The organism is Flavobacterium sp. FG139, from assembly GCF_057809695.1.
The window spans coordinates 228,809-252,055 of the sequence record NZ_JBMDKL010000002.1 but is presented as its reverse complement, the minus strand read 5'-3'; the positions used below and the strand labels follow the sequence as shown (position 1 = coordinate 252,055).

Annotated in this window: 20 protein-coding genes; 7 read left to right on the top strand and 13 right to left on the bottom strand. The window is 35.7% G+C overall.

Annotated elements, in window-relative coordinates; genetic code table 11:
• The first annotated feature begins 11 nt into the window (after positions 1–11).
• The 3 genes from ACODSI_RS02575 to ACODSI_RS02565 all read left to right on the top strand — a co-directional run bounded on the left by ACODSI_RS02575 (position 12) and on the right by ACODSI_RS02565 (position 3,626).
• A complete protein-coding gene (locus tag ACODSI_RS02575; RefSeq protein WP_488915286.1) occupies positions 12–950 on the top strand; it encodes an NAD(P)H-dependent flavin oxidoreductase in 939 nt (312 codons plus the stop codon).
• Positions 951–1,063: 113 nt separating this feature from the next.
• Positions 1,064–2,674, top strand: coding sequence for an alkaline phosphatase PafA (gene pafA / locus ACODSI_RS02570; RefSeq protein WP_488915285.1), 1,611 nt, complete (start codon positions 1,064–1,066; stop codon positions 2,672–2,674).
• Positions 2,675–3,167: 493 nt separating this feature from the next.
• Complete coding sequence (locus tag ACODSI_RS02565) at positions 3,168–3,626, top strand: ferritin-like domain-containing protein (protein ID WP_488915284.1); 459 nt, start codon at positions 3,168–3,170, stop codon at positions 3,624–3,626.
• A gap of 93 nt (positions 3,627–3,719) precedes the next feature.
• Here ACODSI_RS02565 and lysA read toward each other — a convergent pair whose 3' ends face one another.
• Entirely contained in the window at positions 3,720–4,925 is a 1,206-nt protein-coding gene (lysA, locus tag ACODSI_RS02560; RefSeq protein WP_488915283.1) for a diaminopimelate decarboxylase, read from the bottom strand.
• Positions 4,926–5,284: 359 nt separating this feature from the next.
• Here lysA and sucC point away from each other — a divergent pair, with 359 nt between their 5' ends.
• Positions 5,285–6,478, top strand: coding sequence for an ADP-forming succinate--CoA ligase subunit beta (sucC, locus tag ACODSI_RS02555; protein WP_488915282.1), 1,194 nt, complete (start codon positions 5,285–5,287; stop codon positions 6,476–6,478).
• 55 nt (positions 6,479–6,533) lie between these two features.
• Here the strand turns inward: sucC and ACODSI_RS02550 are convergent, their stop codons facing one another.
• From ACODSI_RS02550 to ACODSI_RS02530, 5 genes are all read right to left on the bottom strand, one after another.
• Positions 6,534–6,905: a DUF4260 domain-containing protein gene (locus ACODSI_RS02550; RefSeq protein WP_488915281.1), complete on the bottom strand. Its 372-nt coding sequence runs from the start codon at positions 6,903–6,905 to the stop codon at positions 6,534–6,536.
• Positions 6,906–6,978: 73 nt separating this feature from the next.
• Complete coding sequence (locus ACODSI_RS02545; protein WP_488915280.1) at positions 6,979–7,953, bottom strand: hypothetical protein; 975 nt, start codon at positions 7,951–7,953, stop codon at positions 6,979–6,981.
• A gap of 110 nt (positions 7,954–8,063) precedes the next feature.
• A complete protein-coding gene (locus ACODSI_RS02540) occupies positions 8,064–8,492 on the bottom strand; it encodes a DUF1456 family protein (RefSeq protein ID WP_488915279.1) in 429 nt (142 codons plus the stop codon).
• A 65-nt stretch (positions 8,493–8,557) separates the two neighbouring features.
• Positions 8,558–9,358 carry an alpha/beta hydrolase gene (locus ACODSI_RS02535; RefSeq protein WP_488915278.1) on the bottom strand — a complete coding sequence of 267 codons (801 nt, stop codon included), beginning with the start codon at positions 9,356–9,358 and terminating at the stop codon, positions 8,558–8,560.
• Between the two features lie 26 nt (positions 9,359–9,384).
• Positions 9,385–11,307, bottom strand: a complete 1,923-nt coding sequence (locus ACODSI_RS02530) for an alpha-amylase family protein (RefSeq protein WP_488915277.1) — start codon at positions 11,305–11,307, stop codon at positions 9,385–9,387.
• Between the two features lie 80 nt (positions 11,308–11,387).
• Here ACODSI_RS02530 and ACODSI_RS02525 point away from each other — a divergent pair, with 80 nt between their 5' ends.
• Entirely contained in the window at positions 11,388–11,789 is a 402-nt protein-coding gene (locus ACODSI_RS02525; RefSeq protein ID WP_488915276.1) for a tellurite resistance TerB family protein, read from the top strand.
• Between the two features lie 159 nt (positions 11,790–11,948).
• Positions 11,949–12,374 (top strand): Hsp20/alpha crystallin family protein, encoded by a 426-nt coding sequence (locus ACODSI_RS02520; protein WP_488915275.1) that lies wholly within the window; start codon positions 11,949–11,951, stop codon positions 12,372–12,374.
• A gap of 49 nt (positions 12,375–12,423) precedes the next feature.
• Here the strand turns inward: ACODSI_RS02520 and uvrB are convergent, their stop codons facing one another.
• From uvrB to ACODSI_RS02490, 6 genes are all read right to left on the bottom strand, one after another.
• A complete protein-coding gene (gene uvrB / locus ACODSI_RS02515; protein WP_488915274.1) occupies positions 12,424–14,412 on the bottom strand; it encodes an excinuclease ABC subunit UvrB in 1,989 nt (662 codons plus the stop codon).
• Between the two features lie 51 nt (positions 14,413–14,463).
• On the bottom strand, positions 14,464–15,414 hold the full coding sequence (gene rlmF / locus ACODSI_RS02510) for a 23S rRNA (adenine(1618)-N(6))-methyltransferase RlmF (RefSeq protein ID WP_488915273.1): 951 nt from the start codon (positions 15,412–15,414) through the stop codon (positions 14,464–14,466).
• A gap of 59 nt (positions 15,415–15,473) precedes the next feature.
• Positions 15,474–16,061 carry a GDP-mannose pyrophosphatase NudK gene (gene nudK, locus ACODSI_RS02505; RefSeq protein WP_488915272.1) on the bottom strand — a complete coding sequence of 196 codons (588 nt, stop codon included), beginning with the start codon at positions 16,059–16,061 and terminating at the stop codon, positions 15,474–15,476.
• Positions 16,062–16,073: 12 nt separating this feature from the next.
• Positions 16,074–16,736, bottom strand: a complete 663-nt coding sequence (locus ACODSI_RS02500) for a thiamine diphosphokinase (RefSeq protein ID WP_488915271.1) — start codon at positions 16,734–16,736, stop codon at positions 16,074–16,076.
• Positions 16,737–16,824: 88 nt separating this feature from the next.
• Positions 16,825–17,637 (bottom strand): DUF4249 domain-containing protein, encoded by an 813-nt coding sequence (locus ACODSI_RS02495; protein ID WP_488915270.1) that lies wholly within the window; start codon positions 17,635–17,637, stop codon positions 16,825–16,827.
• 4 nt (positions 17,638–17,641) lie between these two features.
• The gene (locus tag ACODSI_RS02490; protein WP_488915269.1) at positions 17,642–20,014 is read right to left on the bottom strand and encodes a TonB-dependent receptor; all 2,373 of its coding nucleotides are present in this window, start codon (positions 20,012–20,014) and stop codon (positions 17,642–17,644) included.
• A gap of 131 nt (positions 20,015–20,145) precedes the next feature.
• On the opposite strand from ACODSI_RS02490, the gene ACODSI_RS02485 reads away from it, so the two are divergent.
• On the top strand, positions 20,146–20,856 hold the full coding sequence (locus ACODSI_RS02485) for a hypothetical protein (RefSeq protein ID WP_488915268.1): 711 nt from the start codon (positions 20,146–20,148) through the stop codon (positions 20,854–20,856).
• 38 nt (positions 20,857–20,894) lie between these two features.
• On the opposite strand, the gene ACODSI_RS02480 is transcribed toward ACODSI_RS02485, so the two are convergent.
• Complete coding sequence (locus ACODSI_RS02480) at positions 20,895–23,135, bottom strand: OmpA family protein (protein ID WP_488915267.1); 2,241 nt, start codon at positions 23,133–23,135, stop codon at positions 20,895–20,897.
• Positions 23,136–23,247 lie beyond the last annotated feature (112 nt).

The window sequence follows — 23,247 nt, the reverse complement described above, 5'->3', positions numbered from 1 at the left end:
ATGCAGCATAAATGAATAGAATTACACAACTTTTTAACATTCAATATCCAATCGTTCAAGGCGGAATGATTTGGAATAGTGGTTACAAATTAGCCAGTGCGGTGAGCAATGCCGGAGGATTAGGCTTGATAGGAGCAGGGTCGATGTATCCCGATGTACTGCGTGAGCACATTCAAAAATGTAAAAAAGCAACCGATAAACCTTTTGGGGTAAACATTCCGATGTTGTATCCTAATGTAGAGAAAATCATCAACATTATTATAGAAGAAGGGGTAAAGATTGTTTTTACTTCTGCTGGAAATCCCAAAACATGGACGTCTTTTTTAAAAGAAAAAGGGATTACAGTAGTGCATGTAGTGAGCAGTTCTAAATTTGCACTCAAAGCTCAAGAAGCTGGTGTAGATGCTGTTGTAGCCGAAGGTTTTGAAGCCGGCGGACACAACGGTAGAGAAGAAACGACTACATTAACGTTGATTCCGATGGTGAGAGAAAATATTGCTATTCCACTGATTGCTGCTGGCGGAATTGCAACCGGTCGTGGCATGTTGGCTGCCATGATTTTAGGTGCTGATGGAGTTCAAATGGGAAGCCGATTTGTAGCCTCAACCGAAAGCTCGGCACACGATAATTTTAAGAAAACGGTACTCGAAACTGGCGAAGGCGAAACCCAATTGACATTGAAAGAATTGGCACCAGTACGTTTGATTAAAAATAAATTCTTCAATGACGTACAAGAGTTGTACACTCAATGCCCTTCTAAAGAAGATTTGGAAAACCTTTTAGGAAAACGCCGAGCCAAACGTGGTATGTTTGAGGGTGATTTGGTTGAAGGAGAACTGGAAATTGGACAGATTGCGGGATTAATTCATGACATCAAACCAGTTGAAGCCATTTTTAAAGACGTGTTATCCGAATTTGAAACCGCCAAAAAAGAAGCAATGGAACTATAAAACACTAACAGAGATGCTATTTTACAGCGTCTCTTTTTAGTTGATAGAATCTTAAGATTTACTTCACATCTTTTTAGGGTCAAATCTGTATTTTTGTGCAAATTAGTTACATTATGAAAAAAATAATAGTTGGAATTGCTTTGATGTTGGTATCTTTTTTACACGCACAAGAGCGTCCGAAATTGGTTGTCGGAATTGTGGTTGATCAAATGAAAATGGAGTATTTGTACCGTTTTTCAAATGATTTTTCAGAGAACGGTTTCAAGCGATTGATCAACAACGGTTATGTTTTTCAAAACATGCACTACAATTACATGCCAACCTATACAGCACCAGGTCATGCTTCTATTTACACCGGAACTACTCCAGCTACACACGGTATCGTAGGTAACGAATGGTTCAGTAGAAAAACAGGTAAGGATACCTATTGCACCGACGATGCTACCGTAAAAACTTTGGGTGACGGAACTAAAGAAGAAGGAGAAATGTCACCTAAAAATTTGTTATCAACTACTATTACAGACGAATTGCGTCTATCAACCAATTTCAAAGGAAAAGTGATAGGCATGAGTTTGAAAGATAGAGGTGCCATTTTACCAGCGGGTCATTTTGCCAATTGGGCATTTTGGTACAGCAAAACTGGAGCTTTCATTTCGAGTACTTTCTATGGAGCTGCTTTACCTACTTGGGTAACCGAATTCAATAACGAAAAACACTACATGCCCTACATCAATAAAGGTTGGGATTTATTATATCCAGCGGCAACCTACAACGAAAGTTTGGCAGACGATAATGTATATGAAGGCAAATTGAATGGTTCTAAAGCGGTTTTTCCGTACAACTTAAAGGAAATGTTTGAGAAGAATGACGCAGGAATCATCCGTTCGACGCCTTTTGGAAATGATTTATTAGAAGAGTTTGCCAAAAAAGCGATTGAAAAAGAAGATCTAGGAAAAGATGATATTACCGATTTTTTAACCGTGAGTTTTTCGTCTACCGATTATGTTGGGCACATTTTAGGACCACGTTCTGTGGAGTTGCAAGACACCTATTTGCGTTTGGATTTAACCATAGCCGATTTTTTAAACTATTTAGATAAAACGGTAGGTAAGGGCAATTACCTTATTTTTCTAACCGCCGATCACGCTGGTGCAGAAAATGCTAAGTTTTTAAACGACAACAAATACAATGTGACCAATGTAGAGCCTAAAAGCATTAAAACGGCTTTGAAGAAATTTTCTACCGACACCTATGGCGAAGATTTATTGTTGAATTATTCCAATTTCAATTTATTTTTCAACAGAGAAATCATCAAGACCAAAGGGTTTGACTTGCAAAAAGTGAAACAAGCGTTCAAAGAGTTTTTAATGACTCAAGATCAAGTCAAACGAGTGTATACTGAAGAAGAAATTTTAGGTTCGACCGGCAACGATTTTTACTTGAATTTTATTACCAAAGGTTATGACCCGATTCAAAATGGCGATTTGGTGGTACTCGACAAACCGGGTTATATTGAATACGGCTCTACAGGAACTTCCCACGGAACTACCTATACCTATGATACCCATGTTCCGTTATTATTTTATGGTTGGAACATCAAAAAAGGCGAAACCCACGACCGAAAAGAAATTACTCAAATAGCGCCAACCTTGGCACAAAAACTAAAGATTACGTTTCCAAACGGAACCGAAGCAAAGGTTTTGTTGGAGGTTTTGGACAAATAAGTTCTAATATATATATTGTCATTTTGAGGTACTAATAATCCTAAAAAAAAAGCACAACAAAAAACCTCGCTATACCAAGTGAGGTTTTGTTTTATACTCCAACTGATTTTAGCAGTAACAACTAATGGGTATTCAACTCGTGTACCTTTTCGTTGGTCATAGACGGAAGATTAGAAAACTTCTATGTTTTAAATGCCATTAGGCTAATCTATCAAATTGCTACTTTAAAAATCAATAGAAGCTTTACAAATATTAGAAAAGTAGTGGAATCAATTGTTATAGATTTTCTGCTTTAAGTTACAGTTTTCGGGTAAAGGAGTTTTATTATGCTTTTTAAAACTTTGATTGTGTGAATGATGTAACTATTTATTTTAAATGTATAAGAATTGTAACCACTAATAATGTCAATTTTGGATTACTTAAAAGTGTATCAAAACTTAAGCAGTTTATTGATTCGCTAAAAGAAATCAAGTAATCTTAATAAATAAAAAAAATGCAAAGTTCAAAAACAATTGAAGTGCTAAATACACTCATCACCATCAACAACGATAGAATAGAAGGATACGAAACGGCAAGTAAAGAAACAGAAGAGCAAGAGTTGAAAACCTTGTTTGCACACTTTTCTGCTACAAGTCAAAAATGCAAAAACGATTTAGTAAGTGAAGTCAACAGACTTCGTGGAACGGTTGCTGAAGGAACATTAGTTTCTGGAAAATTTTTTCGTGTGTGGATGGACGTAAAAGCAGCGCTCAGTGGAAAAGACCGCAAAGTTATTTTGGATTCTTGCGAATATGGCGAAGACGTTGCCAAAGACACCTATAAAAAAGCCTTGGAAAATGATTCAGAATACTTAAACGAAGAGCAACAATCCATGATTAGAGAGCAGCACGTCTTATTGGTAGCCGATCATGACAAAGTTAAATCTATGATTAATGATTTGACACCTGCCTAACTAAGTCAGAGTTTTGTTTCACAGGTTAGATGAGTACCAAAAAAAGACCGTCAATCATTGACGGTCTTTTTTAATTTATATAATGTATAGATTTTATACTTCCACCACAATTTGGTTTCGAATTAAATCGTCAAAGGTTTCTCGTTTGCTAATCAAGTGTCCTTTGCCGTCTTTCCATAGTACTTCTGCGGGTTTAAAGCGCGAGTTGTAGTTGGAGGACATCGAATAGCAATAGGCGCCTGCATTTTTAAAACACAAGATGTCGCCTTCGTTGATTTCGGCAATGCGTCGGTTGTTGGCAAAGGTGTCGGTTTCACAAATATAGCCTACAATGGTATAAAAACGTTCTTTTCCTTTTGGGTTAGAAATGTTTTCGATGGTGTGTTGCGAACCGTAGAACATCGGACGAATTAAGTGATTGAAACCACTGTCAATTCCAGCAAATACGGTTGAGGTCGTTTGTTTTACTACATTCACTTTGGCTAAGAAAAAGCCAGCTTCGCTTACCAAGAATTTACCAGGCTCAAAAGCAAGGGTTAAAGTGCGACCGTATTCTTTTTCGAAAGCTAAAAAGCGTTTGGTGAGTTTTTTACCCAATTCTTCAATGTTGGTTTCGATATCGCCTTTTTTGTAAGGCACTTTGAATCCCGAACCGAAGTCAAGAAAATCGAGTTCTTTAAATTGTTTAGCGGCATCAAAAAGGATTTCGGCAGCATACAAGAACACTTCAATGTCTAAAATGTCCGAACCTGTGTGCATGTGAATGCCGTTGATGTGCATGCAAGTGTTTTCTACAATGCGCAGAATATGCGGAATTTGATAGATGGAAATTCCGAATTTACTATCAATATGTCCTACCGATATATTTTGATTTCCACCAGCCATTACGTGCGGATTGATGCGAATACACACTGGAACTTTTGGGTATTTGGCTCCGAAATGTTCTAAAACCGAAAGATTGTCGATGTTGATTTGTACACCCAGTTTGGCTACTTCTTCAATTTCTTCAAACGAAACGCCATTAGGAGTGAAGATGATTTTATCTGGAGAAAATCCAGCATGTAACCCCAATTGTACTTCTTGAATGGAAACGGTGTCTAAACCCGAGCCACACTTCTTTAACAACTTCAAAATCGTGAGGTTTGACAAGGCTTTCATGGCGTAATTGATGCGAAGGTTTTCTACCTTAGAAAAAGCTGCTGTCAAACGGTTATACTGTTGCTCGATGGTTGTAGCGTCATAAACGTACAACGGATTGCCAAATTCTTGGGCAAGTGCTAGTAACTCTTTTGGTTGCATGATTTAAGTATTTTGTTGTCGGTAGTCTGATGACGGTTGACACTGTTTATAAATTGCAAAGATACTTTATGAAAAATGGAATGCAAACGGCTTTAACATTTCTATGAATTTGTTATTTTTTAACGTGATTTTTTTTCAATACTATAACAATCTAGCCCTGATTTCGTCATTGTTGGAGCTCTTGCCATGTTTTTACATGGTAAAGCGACTGACGAGAGCAGGAAAATAGATGGCAAGAGTTCCCAAACCAATCGCTTCAAAAAAACTCAAAATAAAGTTACTAAATTGATATACATTTCTTTTAGGTTTCATTCTATTTAATTACTTTTGTGACACTTTTTAAAGACAAACTCATAATTATGAACATACACGAATATCAAGGAAAAGAAATTTTAGCAAAATATGGTGTGCGCGTACAACGTGGTATCGTTGCTAATAATCCTGTAGAAGCTGTGGCTGCTGCAAAACAATTGACTGCTGAAACTGGCACTAGCTGGTACGTTATTAAAGCTCAAATTCACGCAGGTGGAAGAGGTAAAGGTGGTGGCGTGAAATTGGCTAAAAATTTAGATCAAGTTACAGAGATTTCGGAACAAATTATTGGGATGCAATTGATTACACCACAAACACCACCTGAAGGTAAAAAAGTGCACAAGGTGTTGATTGCAGAAGATGTATATTATCCTGGAGAAAGTGAAACGTCTGAGTTTTATATGTCCATTTTATTGAACAGAGCAACAGGTAGAAACATGATTATGTATTCTACTGAAGGTGGAATGGATATTGAAGAAGTGGCAGAACATACGCCTCATTTAATTTTCACAGAAGAAATTGATCCTCAATTAGGATTACAAGGTTTTCAAGCAAGACGAGTGGCTTTCAACTTAGGTCTTTCTGGAAATGCGTTCAAAGAAATGGTGAAATTTGTAGATGCGTTGTACAATGCGTACATTGGTTCTGATTCTTCAATGTTTGAAATCAATCCGGTTTTAAAAACATCCGATAACAAAATATTAGCGGTTGACGCTAAAGTAAATATTGATGATAATGCGTTATACCGTCAGCCAAAATATGCTGAAATGCGCGATATTAGAGAAGAAAATCCAATTGAAGTAGAAGCTAAAGAAGCAGGATTGAACTATGTGGACCTTGACGGAACGGTTGGGTGTATGGTAAACGGTGCTGGTTTGGCAATGGCAACTATGGATTTGATTAAATATGCCGGTTTTGAGCCAGCTAACTTCTTAGACGTAGGTGGAACGGCTGATGCAAAACGTGTGGAATTGGCGTTTAGAATTATCTTAAAAGATCCTAACGTAAAAGCTATTTTGATTAACATCTTTGGAGGAATCGTTCGTTGTGACCGTGTCGCTCAAGGTGTGGTTGATGCTTACAAAAATATGGGTGATGCTATTAAAGTGCCAATCATCGTGAGATTACAAGGAACTAATGCTGAAATTGCTAAAGAATTGATTGACAATTCAGGTATGCCAATTTTATCTGCGGTACAATTTCAAGAAGCGGCGGATCAAGTTAAAGTTGCGCTTTCGTAAAACGAAGTACGAAGTACAAAATATATAAAATCCAGAGTTTAGGCTCGGGATTTTTTTATGCGTTCAAGTGTTTACTTTTTCCAATCCAACCCAAATGCGTATGGTCAAAACTATCGGAATATTTTAAGCCATAGCCTAAGGCGCGGTCAAAGCAACTGTGTGCCATAAAAATGAGTCCGATTTTAGAAATAAAGTCGTTGTGGAAGTACCATCCAATTAGCATTATAACAGCCATAATGCCTTTATGGTGAAAGCAATTGTAAGCGATAGTTCCTGCCTTTTTATGAATTAAATAACTGGCAAAAGATACATCTGGGACAAAGAATAATGCCAAAAAGAGACCCCAAGTGCCGTTATAAAAATTGAAATAGAGTATTGCAAACAATAGGAACAAGCCTACTTCTTCTAGTTTTATGATGTTTTTCATCGTTTCTATTATTTTATAAAAAAAATATCCCGAGTTTTCACTCAGGATATTAGTATTTGTTGGGATCGTTTCGTTACAATTTAGCTAGCCATAGTGAAGCATTCATGTGCAAGCGTGCATGCGAAGCTAACTCGGTCCAACCTGGATATAAAGTGTCTCCAGAAGCTCCAGTTCCATCGTCGGCAGGAGAACTATCTCCAATAACAACGACACGTCCTGTTCCATAAGTTGCGGAAGCACACATGATATTAGAAGTGCCTTGTGCTGAAGTGCCTCTCCAAATCAATCCTTGAGCAGTTGCGTTAGCCGTTGTATTGATAGTCATAGTTGCACCGTTTGAATATTTTAATTGTGAAACAACACCTTGTGATCCATTTAAAATTGGATTGGTTGTAGTGCTTAATCTGTTAGAAGTAGTTTCAGAAATGTTGTTCAACGTAATGCTGATTCCGAATGGATTGGCTTTAACGCTATTAGTAGTCATTAAGTCATTCCAAATAGCTGGAGAATCCCAACCGTCGTTATTTCTATCAGAAACCGTATGATCGGAAATCATAAATAATCCACCACCATTTTTTACAAAATTGATAATTGCAGTTTTTTCGGCAGCAGTAAAACGGATGTTCGGTTCGTCAATGACAAAAACATCGTAGTTTTTTAAATCTTGTGCGCCAGTTCCACCATAAGTGATTCCGGTTCCAGAAGGCAAGGTTTCAACCGTATGGCCTAATTTTGCTAAAGCGATTCCCCACGATGACAATCCGCCACGCCAATAACTTTCTGGAGTTGTAGCGGTCACTGTAGATTGTGCTGGTGTAGGAAAACGTTGTGGTGACGTATCAGCATCTAAAACCCAATCCGCATTTCCAGCCGTTTCGGCTTTGGTTGCATCAAATAAAAATTTCTTTGGATTCGCTGCTACAATAGCAGTGGTAGTCGTTCTATTGGTAGTATTGTTTGATGATGTTTCTGTAACAGTATTGTCATCATTGCATGAAATAGCAAAAGCGGCCATTCCTAAAATAATTAACTTGTTTAGTTTACTCATTTTGTTTGAATTAAAAATCTTATAAACCTACAAAAAAATACTATTGTACTAGATGGGACATGTAAAAATTAATGAATTCTTAATTTTTGGAAACAAAAAATCCTAGCGAACTAGGACTTCTTGTTTTTACCATTTTTGTATTGTACTTTTTCTACAATAGGTTCTTTTTTGACTGCTTTTTTAGGAGCAAATTTCTTTTTGGGAGCCTCAGAAGTTTTGGGTTTGAAGTCTTTTTTAGGACTATTTTCTGATTTCACATAGTCTTTGGGTTTGGCTTCCGATTTATGGATGGCAATTACATCCATAGGATTTTTCGGATTTTCTTTCGTACCTCGTAAATGAATTACCAATCCGTTTAAGAAATTGCGCAACACTTGATCGCCACATTCTACATATTTTGGATGATCGGCATTTCTGAAAAAATTTCCGATTTCACCTTTCGACATTCTGAAGTCAACCAACATTAAAATTTGTTCTATTTGGTCGTCGCGAAGCATTAAAGCAACTCGTAGTTTTTTGAATATATCGTTGTTATTCATGTTTTAGAGTATTTGTTTCAAGATAGCATGTTGAATATTCAACAAGGAATTTTGAATTATGAAATTTAAAAAAGCCAAAGGTACGCTTTTTTGAAACCTTCACGCCATAATTTTTCATTGTGTTGTCCGCCTTTCACGATGATTTTTTTATTCAACATTTTGCATTCACAACGTTTGGTGTTGACTTGGTATTCCATAGCATTCAAATCTTTTACCATATCGTCGTCACCTTCGTTATCACCACAAAGAAAATACACTTTGGTTTTGAAATTTTTGGTTTGCTCCATCAACTCAAACATTTCTTTTCGGTTGAACCAAAAGGAAGGCGAGAAGCATCCTACTTTTCCGAATACGTTGGGATATTTTAAAGCACCATAAAAAGAAACCAATCCGCCTAAAGAGCTTCCCCAAAGACAGGTGTTCGAAGCGTTGGTTTTGGTACGATATGTTTTGTCTACATAGGGTTTTAGCGTTTGCACAATAAAATCAAGGTAGCTATCGGCATTTCCGCCACCGTATTTAGCATTTTTATAAGGCGTTAATTCTTCCATACGTTTTTCACCGCCGTGTTCAATTCCGATAACTATGACTTGGGCCGAAATACTATCTAATGTTTCATCCACATTCCATTCGCCTACATAAGAAGTTTTAGCATCAAATAGATTTTGACCATCGTGCATGTAAATGACTGGAAATTTCTTGGTAGAAGTAGCGTAGTTTTTAGGAAGATACACCCAAATTTTTTTCGAAGTATTCAGTTGTGGTGCTTCAATAGTGAAACTAGAAACTTGTTTACTCGCTGTGTTTTCTTGTGCATTACTGATTGATATAATCAGGAAAAGCAAAAATGGGAGGAAATTTTTCAATTTGTTTTTTTATAAAATTAGTCAATTTACTTCAATTTTAGCCACAAAACATCGTAGGCGCTGATGAAGTTTTTTTCTTGTATAGAAATGGTTTCATTTGTAATTAAATTTAGCACTTGAGATGGTTTTGAATCTCTAAAAACACTGTTGCCAAAAAAGGTGTCAAATTCAGAAAAGTTGGCAATTATAAGTACTTCACTGCCGTCTACAGCAGTTTTTTTAAACACTAACAAATGGGTGTTTTCATAGTCATAATGCTCTAAATCATTATTGTCGGCAAAGGCAGTAGTTTCTTTTCTAACAGCGATTAAGCGTTGTAATTTATGATAGACTTGACTTTCTGCAGAGGCAGATTCATGAATCGAATTCGCCATCTCCCAATTCATTTTTGAGCGGTGTAACCAGCGATTGTCCATTTTTTTGCTGTCGTCTAAAAGATAATTGTAATTGTTAGGAAGTGCAATTTCATCACCACTATAGATCATGGGTAAACCACCTAAAGACAGAATTATGGCATGTTGTAAATTGATGCGTTTTACCGCCAAATCAATTTCTTTGGTGTTGTTTTCTTTCAAGGCCCTCTCAAGTCCGCACAAAGCAGCCATTGAGCCCGACACACGGGCTTTTCCAGTTTCTGGTTCTATCATAAAGCGTTGTCCTTGGGCAAAACTTCCATTGAAACCATCGCAATAATGCTTTAAAATATACAATCGGTGTTGTAAACTGTCAAAACCTAATTCGGTAACCAAATCATCATCAAATCCTAAACCGATATCGTCGTGGCATCGGGCATAATTAATCCAAGTTGTATTTCTTGGCTTTTTAGGAACAGCAAGCATCGATTTCTTTAGTAAGCTTGTATTTCTTGTTGCTAATGATTCCCAAGTTAGGGCCATAAAATTAGCATTATAAGCAATATCACATTCATCGCCTTGTGCCAATCCTTGACCGAAGTATTTGATGATTTCAGCAGGTTCTACAATAGCTTCAGCAATATAGGCTACACCAGGTGCCACAATTTGACCGCACAATTTGAACAATTGCAAGAGTAGGTGAACTTCGGGTAAGTTTTGGTTGAATTTTCCAATTTCTTTCCACATAAAAGCTACAGCATCAAAGCGAAAAATATCGATACCTTTATTAGACCAATAGAGCATGATATCAATCATTTCAATCAATACCATCGGATTTTTATAATTCAGATCCCATTGATAATTGTAGAATAAAGTCATTACCCATTGGTTACTTTCAGGTAAAAAAGTAAAGTTACCCGGAGCAGTATTAGGAAAAATTTCAGTCATTGTTTTTTCATACGCATCCGGTACAGTTCGGTCTGGGAAAAAGTAGAAAAAATCTTTGTATTTTTCATCGCCTTGTTGGGCTTTTACAGCCCATTCGTGTTCGGAGGCACAATGATTTAATACAAAATCCATTATCAGATTCATGTCATTTTTTTGAAACTCAGCAACGACATCTTCAAAATCGGTCAAAGTTCCATATTTAGCATTGACATCACGGTAATTTCGTACCGCGTAGCCACCATCGTTTTCAAATTCGGGCACATCAAGAAACGGCATCAAGTGAATGGTATTGATCCCCAAATCTTTGAAGTAGGGTATCTTTTCTTTCAATCCTTTAAAATTGGTGTTGAAAAGGTCTACATACAACATCATTCCCACAATTTTTTCACTTGAATACCAATTGGGATTGGAAACCCGATTTAAATCGCGCTGTTTCTGGCTACTGGTGCGATTTTCAAAATTTCGAACCAACAAATGCATCAACGAATCAAATGCATCTTCTTGCAGTGGATGATTCGTATAAAGTTGTTGAAACAAATCACTAATAATTGGGAAATTTGCACCTAATCTCAAATGAAAATCTTTATCATTGATTTTTAAATTATCTAGAAAATTTTTGAGTTGTGATAATTTTTCCGCTTGTTGCATGTTTCTTGATTTTTAATGGTCGTAAAAATATTTTAAAATATAATAAAAAAAGAATATTTTAGCTAAAAATAACGAATTTGATGAACACTAAAGAGCAAAAAATAAGTTTGTTATCCGACATGATTGCTTTTGCAATTGTTGATGGCAAATTGCATGAAAGAGAATACCTATTTTTATCCCTAATTGCTTTAGAATTAGGTATTGAAAAAGATGAATTCAAGCAATTGTTTCATGAAGAAAACAGAAGTGAAATCATCAAATCGGAATTTGAACGCATTCAGCAATTTTACCGCTTGGCTTTGTTGATGCATTGTGATGGCGTGTTGCATGAACGTGAGCAGATCAAAATTCACGAAATAGGTGTGAATATGGGATTGAATCCGTTTGCTATGAAACGCGTTTTGAAAGCCATGGAGCAATCGCCAACTCGAATGATTTCTCCCGATTATTTATTAGAAGTGTTTCAAGAGCAACATAACTGAAAATTAGTCAGTTAACAAATTGTTAAACTGGTCATTTTTTCATTTTTATAACATGAATTTTTTATAAAAAATGTCAAATTGACTCAAAAATTCTGGTGGTATGTAATTTGTTTTGTAGTGGTTGTACACTAAAAATTGTTTAATTTAAAAAATACAACTATGAACTTAATGAAAAGAAACACAGTACCCTTTCCATCTATTATTGATGAATTATTTAAACCAGATTGGTTGGGTGGAATGCAGGGTTTTAATGCCACAATTCCTGCCGTAAATATTAAAGAAACGGATACTAATTTTGGTATAGAATTGGCTGCTCCTGGAAAGAAAAAAGAAGATTTTAATATTGAAATCGACCACAATGTTCTTACAATATCTTCAGAAGAAAAAGCGGAGAAAGAAGAAAAAGAAGGAAAATATACTCGTAAAGAATTTAGTTATTCTTCTTTCAGAAGAGCGTTCACATTACCAGAAACAGTGAATACAGAAAGCATCAATGCTACTTATGAAAATGGGGTTTTACAAGTTTCACTTCCAAAGCGAGAAGAAGCTTTACCAAAGCCTAAACGATTAATCGAAATTGCCTAATTTCCATTAGGTATTTCAAAAACGCAACTGTTTCAGTTGCGTTTTTTATTTATAATTTTTCCTGTAATGCTTTAATTTCATCACGGTATTTAGCAGCTTGCATGAAATCCAATTCTTTTGCCGCTTTTTCCATAGCTTTTTTGGCCTCACGAATTTTCTTTTCTATCTCCGATTTAGATAAGTACAAACTCTCCGGCTCGGCTGCCTTTAAGGCCTGATTTTCGTAATATTGTGTCGAAACCGAGTTGTTTCCAAGAGCACTTCCTAAACTCTTATTTAAAGCTTTAGGTTCCAATCCGTGTTTAGTGTTGTAAGTCATTTGTTTTCCTCTACGGTAGTTGGTTTCGTCAATGGTTTTTTGCATGGAAGCCGTAATTTTATCGGCATACATAATCGCTTTTCCATTCACGTTACGTGCGGCACGACCAACAGTTTGCGTAAGTGATCGATGACTTCTCAAAAAACCTTCTTTGTCAGCATCCAAAATAGCCACCAACGACACTTCAGGTAAATCCAATCCTTCTCGCAATAAGTTAACGCCAATCAATACATCAAACAACCCTTTTCGTAAATCTTGCATGATTTCAACACGCTCCAACGTATCTACATCGGAATGAATGTAACGGCATCGAATGGCAACTTTGGTTAAGTATTTGGTTAATTCTTCCGCCATTCGTTTGGTTAATGTTGTAACTAAAACACGCTCATCGAGTTCACAACGCTGTTGAATTTCTTCAATTAAATCGTCAATTTGATTCAAACTTGGACGTACTTCAATTATGGGATCTAATAATCCAGTAGGGCGAATCACTTGTTCTACATAAACACCTTCTGATTTTTGAAGTTCGTAATCGGCTGGCGTTGCCGAAACATAGATGACTTGGTTTTGCATGCTTTCAAATTCTTCAAACTTCAACGGACGGTTGTCCATGGCTGCAGGCAAACGAAATCCGTATTCTACTAAATTTTCCTTACGACTTCGGTCACCGCCATACATGGCATGCACTTGCGAAATGGTTACGTGACTTTCATCGACTACCATTAAAAAATCATCTGGAAAATAATCCAACAAACAGAAGGGACGCGTACCCGGCAAACGTCTGTCTAAATACCGAGAATAGTTCTCAATTCCAGAGCAATAGCCTAATTCACGAATCATCTCCAAATCGAAATTGGTGCGCTCTTCCAATCGTTTGGCTTCTAAATGCTTGCCGATTTCTTTAAAATAATCGACTTGTTTTACTAAATCTTGTTGGATATCCCAAATAGCAGCTTGCAATACATCTGGTGAGGTCACAAACATATTGGCTGGATAAATATTCAGCTTTTCATATTTTTCTAAAACTTGTGCACTTCGGGCATCAAAAGCTTCAATCTCTTCAATTTCATCACCAAAAAAGTGAATTCTGAAAGGTTCGTCAGCATAACTTGGAAAAATTTCAACCGTATCACCTTTAATTCGGAAGGTTCCTGGAGTAAATTCTGCTTCGGTTCGGGAATACAAACTTTGTACTAAACGATGTAATAATTTAGTGCGAGAAATGACTTGGTCTTTTTCAACAGAGACTACGTTTTTTTGAAATTCCACAGGGTTTCCAATACCATACAAACACGAGACCGAAGAAATCACGATAATGTCTCTGCGGCCTGAAAGTAGGGCAGAAGTGGTACTCAAACGTAACTTTTCTAATTCTTCGTTGATGGATAAATCTTTTTCAATGTACGTTCCAGTAACAGGTATAAAGGCTTCGGGTTGATAATAATCGTAATACGAAACAAAATATTGTACCGAATTATTAGGGAAAAACTGCTTGAATTCGGAGTACAACTGTGCCGCTAAGGTTTTGTTGTGTGCCAATACTAGCGTTGGTTTATCAACATTTTGAATAACATTAGCGACTGTAAAAGTCTTTCCAGAACCTGTAACGCCTAATAACGTTTGGTATTTATCACCATTGAGAATACCGTTTGAAAGTTTTTCAATCGCTTGCGGCTGATCGCCAGTAGGCTTGTAATCGGAGATGACTTGGAATTTCATTAATTAAGTTTCAAAAGTTCTGAGTTACAAAGTTACAAAGTTATGGTTGTATCAAATCGAAAACTTCCAATCCTTTTGTTGTTTTTCACTTAAAAAAGTCCAAGCTATAAAGCGGCTTATTTTTTGACCTTGTGCCATTTCGATGGTTTTTATTTCGACGGCTCCGACTTTGTTTAGGGTTTTGTATAAGCTTCTTAAATTGTCTTTTTTAGACACCAAAGTAGTAAACCAAAAAACCTGTAATGGATATTTGACACTTTCGTAAATCATTTGAGTGATGAAAGCAAATTCACCACCTTCGCACCATAATTCGGCATTTTGACCACCAAAATTTAAGGTCGGATTTTTAGTTCTGGTATTTTCAAGATTATTGACTTTCCTAATGCTAGCTTTGGTCGCTTCCTCTTGTGAAGCATGAAACGGTGGATTGCATATAGTAAATGCGAATTTATCTTCGGGCAAAATAATATTTTTGAAAATATACCGCGGTTCTACTTGCAGCTGCAAACTGATGGCGTCAATCAATTTTGGATTTTCAGAGATGATTTTCTTGCAATTTTGAATCGCATTTTCATCAATGTCAGTACCAACAAACGACCATTTATAGTTGTGGTTTCCAATAATGAGATAAATGCAGTTCGCACCAATACCAATATCCAAGCCTACAATTTGTTCGCCTTCAGGTAGCATACCGTTGTTAGAATTTGCCAACAAATCGGCTATGTAATGAATGTAATCGGCTCTTCCCGGAATTGGCGGACAAAGGTAGCCTTGGGGAATATCCCAATTTTGAATCTCATAATCGGAAATTAAAAGGGCTTTATTTAAGGCTTTAACTGCTTCTGGATTCGCAAAATCTAAGGTTTCAACTTCGTGTTCGTTGTTGAAAACAAAGGATTTTAATTCCGGAAAACTAAGGGATAACTTCTCAAAATCGTATCTAAATCTATTTGGATTTCTAGGATGTAAAGTGGTTTTTTCGGGATTTTTTTTGTTCTTCATGTAGTCATTTCTCTATATCAAATATAAGAAATAATTTTAGAAATAACTTTAGAAATAACTTATAGATTAAGAAGATTATTGATTTGTGCGTATTGCAAAAGCATGATTGTTTTAGCATCCTTAATACGACCATTTTTAATCATTTCTAATGCTTTAAGAAAATCAATTTCAAGCACTTCGATATTTTCTTGCTCATCCGCCAATCCGCCACCATCGTTGACTTTCATGTCTTTAGAATATTCCGCTACAAAAAAATGAACAATTTCGGTTACAGAACCCGGTGACATATATACTTCAAATACTTTTTGTACACTCGAAATCTTATATCCCGTTTCTTCTTCAGTTTCACGTTTGATGCATTCTTCAGCGTTGTCTTTGTCTAAAAGTCCGGCGCAAGCCTCAATCATCATACCGGTTTCGTTACCGTTTAAGTAAGTAGGCATTCTAAATTGTTGCGTTAAAATTACCGTTTTATTTTCTTTATTGTAGAGTAAAATAGTCGCGCCATTTCCTCTATCGTAGGCTTCTCTCGCTTGGGTTTCCCAGGTGCCATCTTTTTTTAAATAGTCGTAGGTGATTTTACGTAACACATACCAGTTGTTAGAGAGCACTTCGGTTTTTGTAATCTTAATATTTTGATTTGACATAGTAAACAATTTTTAGTCGAAACATTCCATTAGCAATAAATCGCCTTCTTCATGTTGGATGGTTACCAATCCATCTTCTAGCACTTCATTGCTGCTTCCGGTGCGGTAACCCATCGTTAGTGCTTCGTTTTGTAATGAATATTTGAGGTTTTTAGTGGTTATTCCGGAAACAGTTCCGATAGGGATTAACGAAATAGGAGTGGCTTTAGTATACCACTTTTCAAATTTAGTAGGCAACAAAAATATTTTAGAGTGATCGTCTAGAATTACAATTTTTAATTTGTGACGGTAACTCACAATATTGGTAATGTTAGTAATGGTATGATCGGCGCGTTTTCCGGTGGCCCAAACTACATTTACGGCTTGATGCCCTTTTTCAATCAAATAGTCGAAAGCTTTTTCTAAATCGGTTTTGTCTTGGTTGGGTGTGTATACAATTTCAAGTGGAAACTGTTTTTCTTTATAAACTTCAGGGTTGAAATTGTCGTCAAAATCGCCTAAAAGTACATCAACTTTAATATCCAATTGCAATACACGATCAATCGCATTGTCAAGTACCACGACAACAGGTGACCATTCGAGCAGCTGGCCTAATAACTCAAAACTGCATGAAGCACCATTAGCAATAATTAGTGCAGGTTCTTGGTCGTCGCGAACGATATGGTGTGAAGACATTTTAGAAGTACGAAGTTAAAGGTACGAATGATGTAAAAGTAGCTAAAAAAATTATTTTAAAAATTCGTAATTTTTAATTCCTAATTAATTATTGAACTGTGTAGTTTCTTGTATCAATTTCAGATAAATGAAAATAACCTAAAGGATATTCACTTTCATTTGTTTGGTTTACGATATTTCCTCTTAAGGTTGCTGGAGGTGTAGCAAATGGACTGCCGCCAGCGCTTCCAGCAATGTTTAGTAATTTATTCATATAATTGAAATAGCGAACTGAAATGCCTTCTAAACTAAAAAGTAATTGATCGCCAGCTTTGAGCTTGTCGTCTGTGTAAAACCCGAACATTTGATTGCCTTGAAAGAACTCATCTTTAAGTACTCCAAATTCAGGAATGGCTTTGGTCGAATTTTTCGCACCAATCAAATAATTATTGTCTTCTAAACCATTGTCTTGATAGAAAAATTTCACCTGAATTTCATCACCACCAAAACCTTGAACGGTGTTTTGTTGGATATTGTCAATGGTAGGTGTTGCCAATAGTTTTTCTGTTGCAGTATACGTTTGTCCTGCATATTGAACCATTAGCGTATAATTTTCATTAATTACAGGGACAAAATTGGTGCAAACATATTCGCCAGTATTTGGAGTTTCGGTAAACGTGAAAACCGTGTTGGCACTATTTGTAACATATACTACGGCACCAGAAACAGTCGGAATGACATTGCTGTAATAATCGGTTGTAGTGGTAAGTTTGATTTTTTGAGTGCTTCCATCGGTTCCTTTTTGCCATAAAATGTTGGCATCAATCACTAATTTAGGATTGGCCGTATCCAAAGCAACATTGACTTTATCTTCACAACTCATTAAAAGAATTATTGCAAAAAGCGCTATTATTTTTTTCATTTGATTAGAATTTAAAATTATAAGAAACGGCAGGAACAATCCCAAAAATAGACAATCGAATGGCTTCGTTGTTGCCTGAATCTTGATTTTGACGAAAGCTTATCGAAGCGGCATTTTTTCGTCCGTAAAGGTTGTAAATACTGAAAACCCATTCGCCTTTCCATTTTTTGTTGGCCTTTTGTTTTGGAGTTAAGGTCGCAGAAACATCCAAGTGATGGTACAACGGCAAGTTGTTTTCATTGCGCAATCCATAACTCGGAACCGTAATTCCTTGATAGGTATATTGCCCATTAGGATACGTAACCGGTTGGCCTGTTTGAAGTACGAAATTTGCACCGAAATTCCATTTTTTATTGAATTTATACGAACTGGTAATGGCTAAATTGTGCATTTTATCGTAAGCCGATCGGTACCAATTTCCATTGTTGATTCCGGTTTCAATAGCAGTTCTTCCAGGAGTTCTTTGTTCAGAACGTGAAAGGGTGTAAGCAATCCAACCACTCAATTTTCCCGTATTTTTTCGGAACATTACTTCCAAACCATACGATCGCATTTCGCCATTCAGAATCACTTGCTCGATGGCTTCATTGGCAATCAAATCGGCACCATCAATATAATCCATTCGGTTTTTGATTTTTTTGTAAAAACTTTCTACTTCCAACGAATATTTATCGTCTTTAAAATTGGCAAAATAACCTACGGCAAACTGATCGGCAATTTGAGGTTTGATATAGTTGTCACTTGGAGTCCATACGTCTAGCGGAGTAGGCGAAGCCGTGTTGGAAACCAATTGTAGATATTGAACCATTCGGTTGTAACTGGCTTTTAAAGAGCGATTTTCATTCAGTTCATAAGCGACAGAAAAACGTGGTTCGAAGTTGTTAAAACTTGCAATGGTTTTGTTTTTGCCAAAATATTCGGTGCTTATTGGAGTTGCTTTTTCATATATTTTTAAATCAGAATCGAAAGTCACCGGTTGGTTGTTGGCATATAAATTTACCGTTGAATTTCCTAATCGGTAAAACATACTGTAACGCAAACCGTATTCTACATTGATTTTATCACTTACTTTTTGTTCGGCATCGACATACAAAGCGGGTTCAAAAGCATATTTTTTTTCCAATTGTCTGTAATTGATTCCAGAATCATCACGACTAGGCTCGATAGTGCCTGGATTGAAATTGTAATAAATAGCATTTGCACCATAATTCAACTTGATTTTATCCGATAAATAATATTTGAAATCGTATTTAAGATTGTAGTTTCTAATGCCCGAATTCCAATTAAAGCCTACAAAATCAAGGTTTAATCCGTAGTAATAATCGCTATAAATCATTGACAAATTGGAAAATAATTTGTCGGAAAACAAATGATTCCAACGTAGGTTTAAAGTAGAATTTCCATAGGTATTGGTAAAACTTTGATTGATGGCAAACACATCACGTCCAAAATATCCCGATAGGTATAAGTTGTTGTTTTTGTTGAGTTTGTAGTTTAATTTGGTATTCAAATCATAAAAATAAGCCGAATTTTTATTGTTGGATAATTTCAAAAACAAATGGGCATACGAAGCACGACCTCCGATAAGAAACGAACCTTTGTCTTTTACAATTGGACCCTCGGCTAACAATCGGCTGGAAATTAGTCCGATACCACCATTGATGTGAAAATCTTTACTGTTTCCATCTTTTTGATAGATGTCTAAAACCGAAGAGGCACGACCACCAAATCGAGATGGAATGCCGCCTTTGTACAATTTTAAATCCTTAATAGCGTCTGGATTGAATACGGAGAAGAATCCGAAAAGGTGTGACGAATTGAAAATGGTAGCTTCATCTAATAAAATTAAATTCTGATCGGCACCGCCACCACGAACGTTGAAACCCGATTGGCCTTCGCCAGCATTGGTAACACCAGGCAAAAATAAAATCGACTTAATAATGTCGACTTCGCCCAACACGACAGGCATTTGCTTGATGGTAGCAATCGACATTTTATTGACACTCATTTCGGGTTTTCTCGTGTTGGTTTTAGTTTTTTCAGTAATGATCACTTCTTGAAGTACTTCACCTGTTTCGATAAGACCATAGTTCTTTTTGATATTTTCGGTCAATGAAATTTTTTCATCAATCGTTTCGTAGCTTACATAGCTGATGCTCAATTCGTAATCGCCTTTTGGAAGCGTTAGTGAATAAAAGCCGTACTCATTGGTAATGGTGAAAATTTTAGTTCCTTTTACAACCACGTTAACACCAATAAGAGTTTCGTTATTTTTTTGGTCGGAAATGGTTCCGCTTATAGTATATTTTTCTTGAGAAAATCCGATGGTAGTTATCAGTAACAAAAGAAAACAAGTCAGAAATTTTGAGATTGGCATAAGGTATTATTTTGAACTGCAAATTTGGCGAATATTACCGTTTATTGTTACATAACGAATGTTAATGTATGGTTAATAATTAAAGCGTTATATTTGTTTTTTGAATACATTTACGCATTGATTTTATAGAAATGAGAGTTGCTTTTTTACTTATTTTTTTGATTAGTTTTTCTTTTGAAGGTCAAGCTCAATTTGAATCCTCAAAAAAGAAAGTAAATATTAGTGCCAGGCCAGATAAAGCACCAAAGAAAAAAGCAATTCTGCCTCAAAATCCGCAAGCATCGGTTCCACCAGCGATTAAATTTGAAAGTAAATTTTTTAAAAATCCCGATGATAAATTTTTGCAAGGATTGCCCGAACTTCCCAAAGTAGGCGACATCCAGCCTAAAACCTACGATTTAAAAAAACCTTCGGATGATTTTACTCAAAAGTTCAACGAACAACTCAAAGAAGATGGAATTAGCCCGGAGTTGTTTAATCGCGACATGAATTTGGGAGATTTTACGGTTTATGCACCTCAAATTACCATTGGTGCGCGTGATTATGGTGTAATTGATGGCGATTTGGTAAGGATCTGGCTTAATGGCGAGTTGGTGACACGCGAAGTTTATTTGGAGTCTGATTTCAAGAGTATTATTTTACAACTCAAAAAAGGTAATAACTTACTTGAGATTGAGGCACTCAATTATGGCGAACTATCACCTAATACAGGGCAATTTAATTTTTTTGATGAAAATAAAGAACTTATAACGGTGCAATATTGGAATTTAGGCATTGGTTACCGAGCTAGAATTACCATTAACTATGAAGATAAGATTTTAAAGAAACTCGATGAAAAATAATAGAAGTTGCCTAATGATGTAAGCAACTTCTAATGGTATTATAATAAACTTTTCAACTCCGAAACGTTTTGTAAATTTTCTATTTTTCGCATTACAAATACATGTTGTAGTACTGTTCCTGAAGTATTGATTAATTTGAATTTATCGGATTCAAAAATATACGAATCGCCATTGCCATCAAACGCCAAAAGTGTGTTTTTAGAACTCGGACTAAAGGCAAATCGATACGGACTGTAATTGTTATACCCATCATACTTTAAGATACCGTTGAATTTATTGTCAAGTAGGTAAATGAATAAGGGTTTGATCTCTTTTCCGTTTTCATTTTTATATGCTGCAAAAATTTCTACTGGATTTTGAAGTCTTTGAATTTGGTCGCAATTGTAAATTCCTAAATTAGAAATGGATAATGAACGCGTTAATTGATTGGCTTGAGTGTTGGCTACTGCGGTTTGTTTTATGTTTTCATTAGCCATTTTTATAGCTTCTTTTCTTTTTTCAATTAAGGCAATACAGTCAGCTGAGTTTTGAAGGTTGGTATACCTTGTATACATTTCTGTTTTATGACTATCAAAATAGGTAATCCAATCTAACAGACTTAAATTTTGTTCTTCAGACGACATATACGATTTGCTTTTTTCCCAGAAACAGTTTACATAATCACGGTTGGTAAATATTTTTATAGAATCCGTTTTTTTAATAGTATTGATTCCGCCAGTTAAGGTTGCCAAGGTTTTTTCTAGTTCCGAATTTCTTTTGGCGAATTTTTGGCAGTATTTATCAAACTTTTTAATCTTTTTTTGTTGAATTTCATACGCTTTATTCATTTTAGCATACAGATCTGAAGAAGGGTTTATTTTTAAATTATCAGAAATCATTTTAGCATCGTTGATGGAAAATTCACCGGTAGAATCTTTTAAAACAATGGTGTAAGTATCATTATCATTGGGTGAAATGACGCAAGAATTCCAGTTTTTGTTCCATTCTCTTTCGGATATTGCTGTTGTGGTATTGGTGGTCCAATTGATTTTTTTGAAGTTCAGATTTTGAACATTACTACGAACTTTAAAATTAATATTGAAGACTAACTCGGAGTTGTTATCCGAAATCTTTTTTAAACTATAAGAAGGTGTTTCGTTGGTAATTCTGGTTTTGAATCCATTTATTCGAGCCACATTATTGGCAATAGCTCTTTTGTAGGATTCGATGGTTTCATCGTTTCTTGAAAATCTCGATTTTTCCTTTATTGGCAAAGAGTCTTTATCCTTATTTTTAGTCTTTTCAAAAGAAAAAGTATAAAATTCTTTCATAGAATTGGTGCCTGATGCGAGTTTGATTCCTAGCTTTTTTGTGTCTTCAAATCCATCGCAAGCAACATTATTGCATAAATTGTAGTATCTGATATCTTCTAAATTATTACTATCGATGACATCATCACCACCAAAATTAGATCCGTTTGAACTTAATTTAGACAATTCTTGCCATTGGTTGGTTGCGTTTAATTGATAGAAATTCAGATTGGGAAGTTCGTTTGTAATCTTGAAATCAAGGGTGATATTTTTACCATTTTTCAAGAATACTTCTTCACCATTTTGAGAAGCATTAATTTTGAACATTCCAGCCGAATTGAAATGAAAATTTTCGGTTCCATCGTGAAAATCCATCGGAATATTGGATAAAATATAATCTACAGGTTCTCTGTATTCAATGTACTTAAGAGCAATGGTTCCAGTTACTGCATTTCCATTTTTATCTACAAAGGCATTTTCTGGAATGTTGATTTTAGTACCCGATGGGTAGGCTAATGTTTCCGATTTGTCAGTATTAATCGTATAAGCAGTTTCTTTTAGTTTTACTCCAGCAAAATTAATGGTAGCCTCTTTTTTTTGTGATAGGATTACCGTAACACGTCTGTTTTGAGCCTTTCCTTTTTCCGTTTTGTTATCAGCAATTGGATTCAGAAATGATTTACCACTGATGTAGATATTTTGTTCTAAAAAGCCATTATTTTTAAAAAAATCAGACACAGTTTTAGCGCGATTATTGGATAAAGTATAGTTGTAATTAATATCACCTATGTTGTCTGTATGACCGATTATTTGTACATAATAATTGTCTTTTGATTTTTTTAAAGAAGCAATTTTAGCTAAAATTTTTTGAGTGTCGTTAGAAGAAATAGAATAAGAAGCAGTTTCGAATTTTATTTGAAATTCTTTGATGTTTTGAGCCGTTATATTGGTAAATATAATCAGACAAGCAATAAAAAGTAGTTTTCTCATGATAGTTTTGTTCTCAAAGTATAACGATGATTTTTTGTGTTAATTATATAGAGGGACAAAATGAAGAAAAGGTTGGGAACGAAGTTCAATAATTCAAAATAAAAAAGACGAC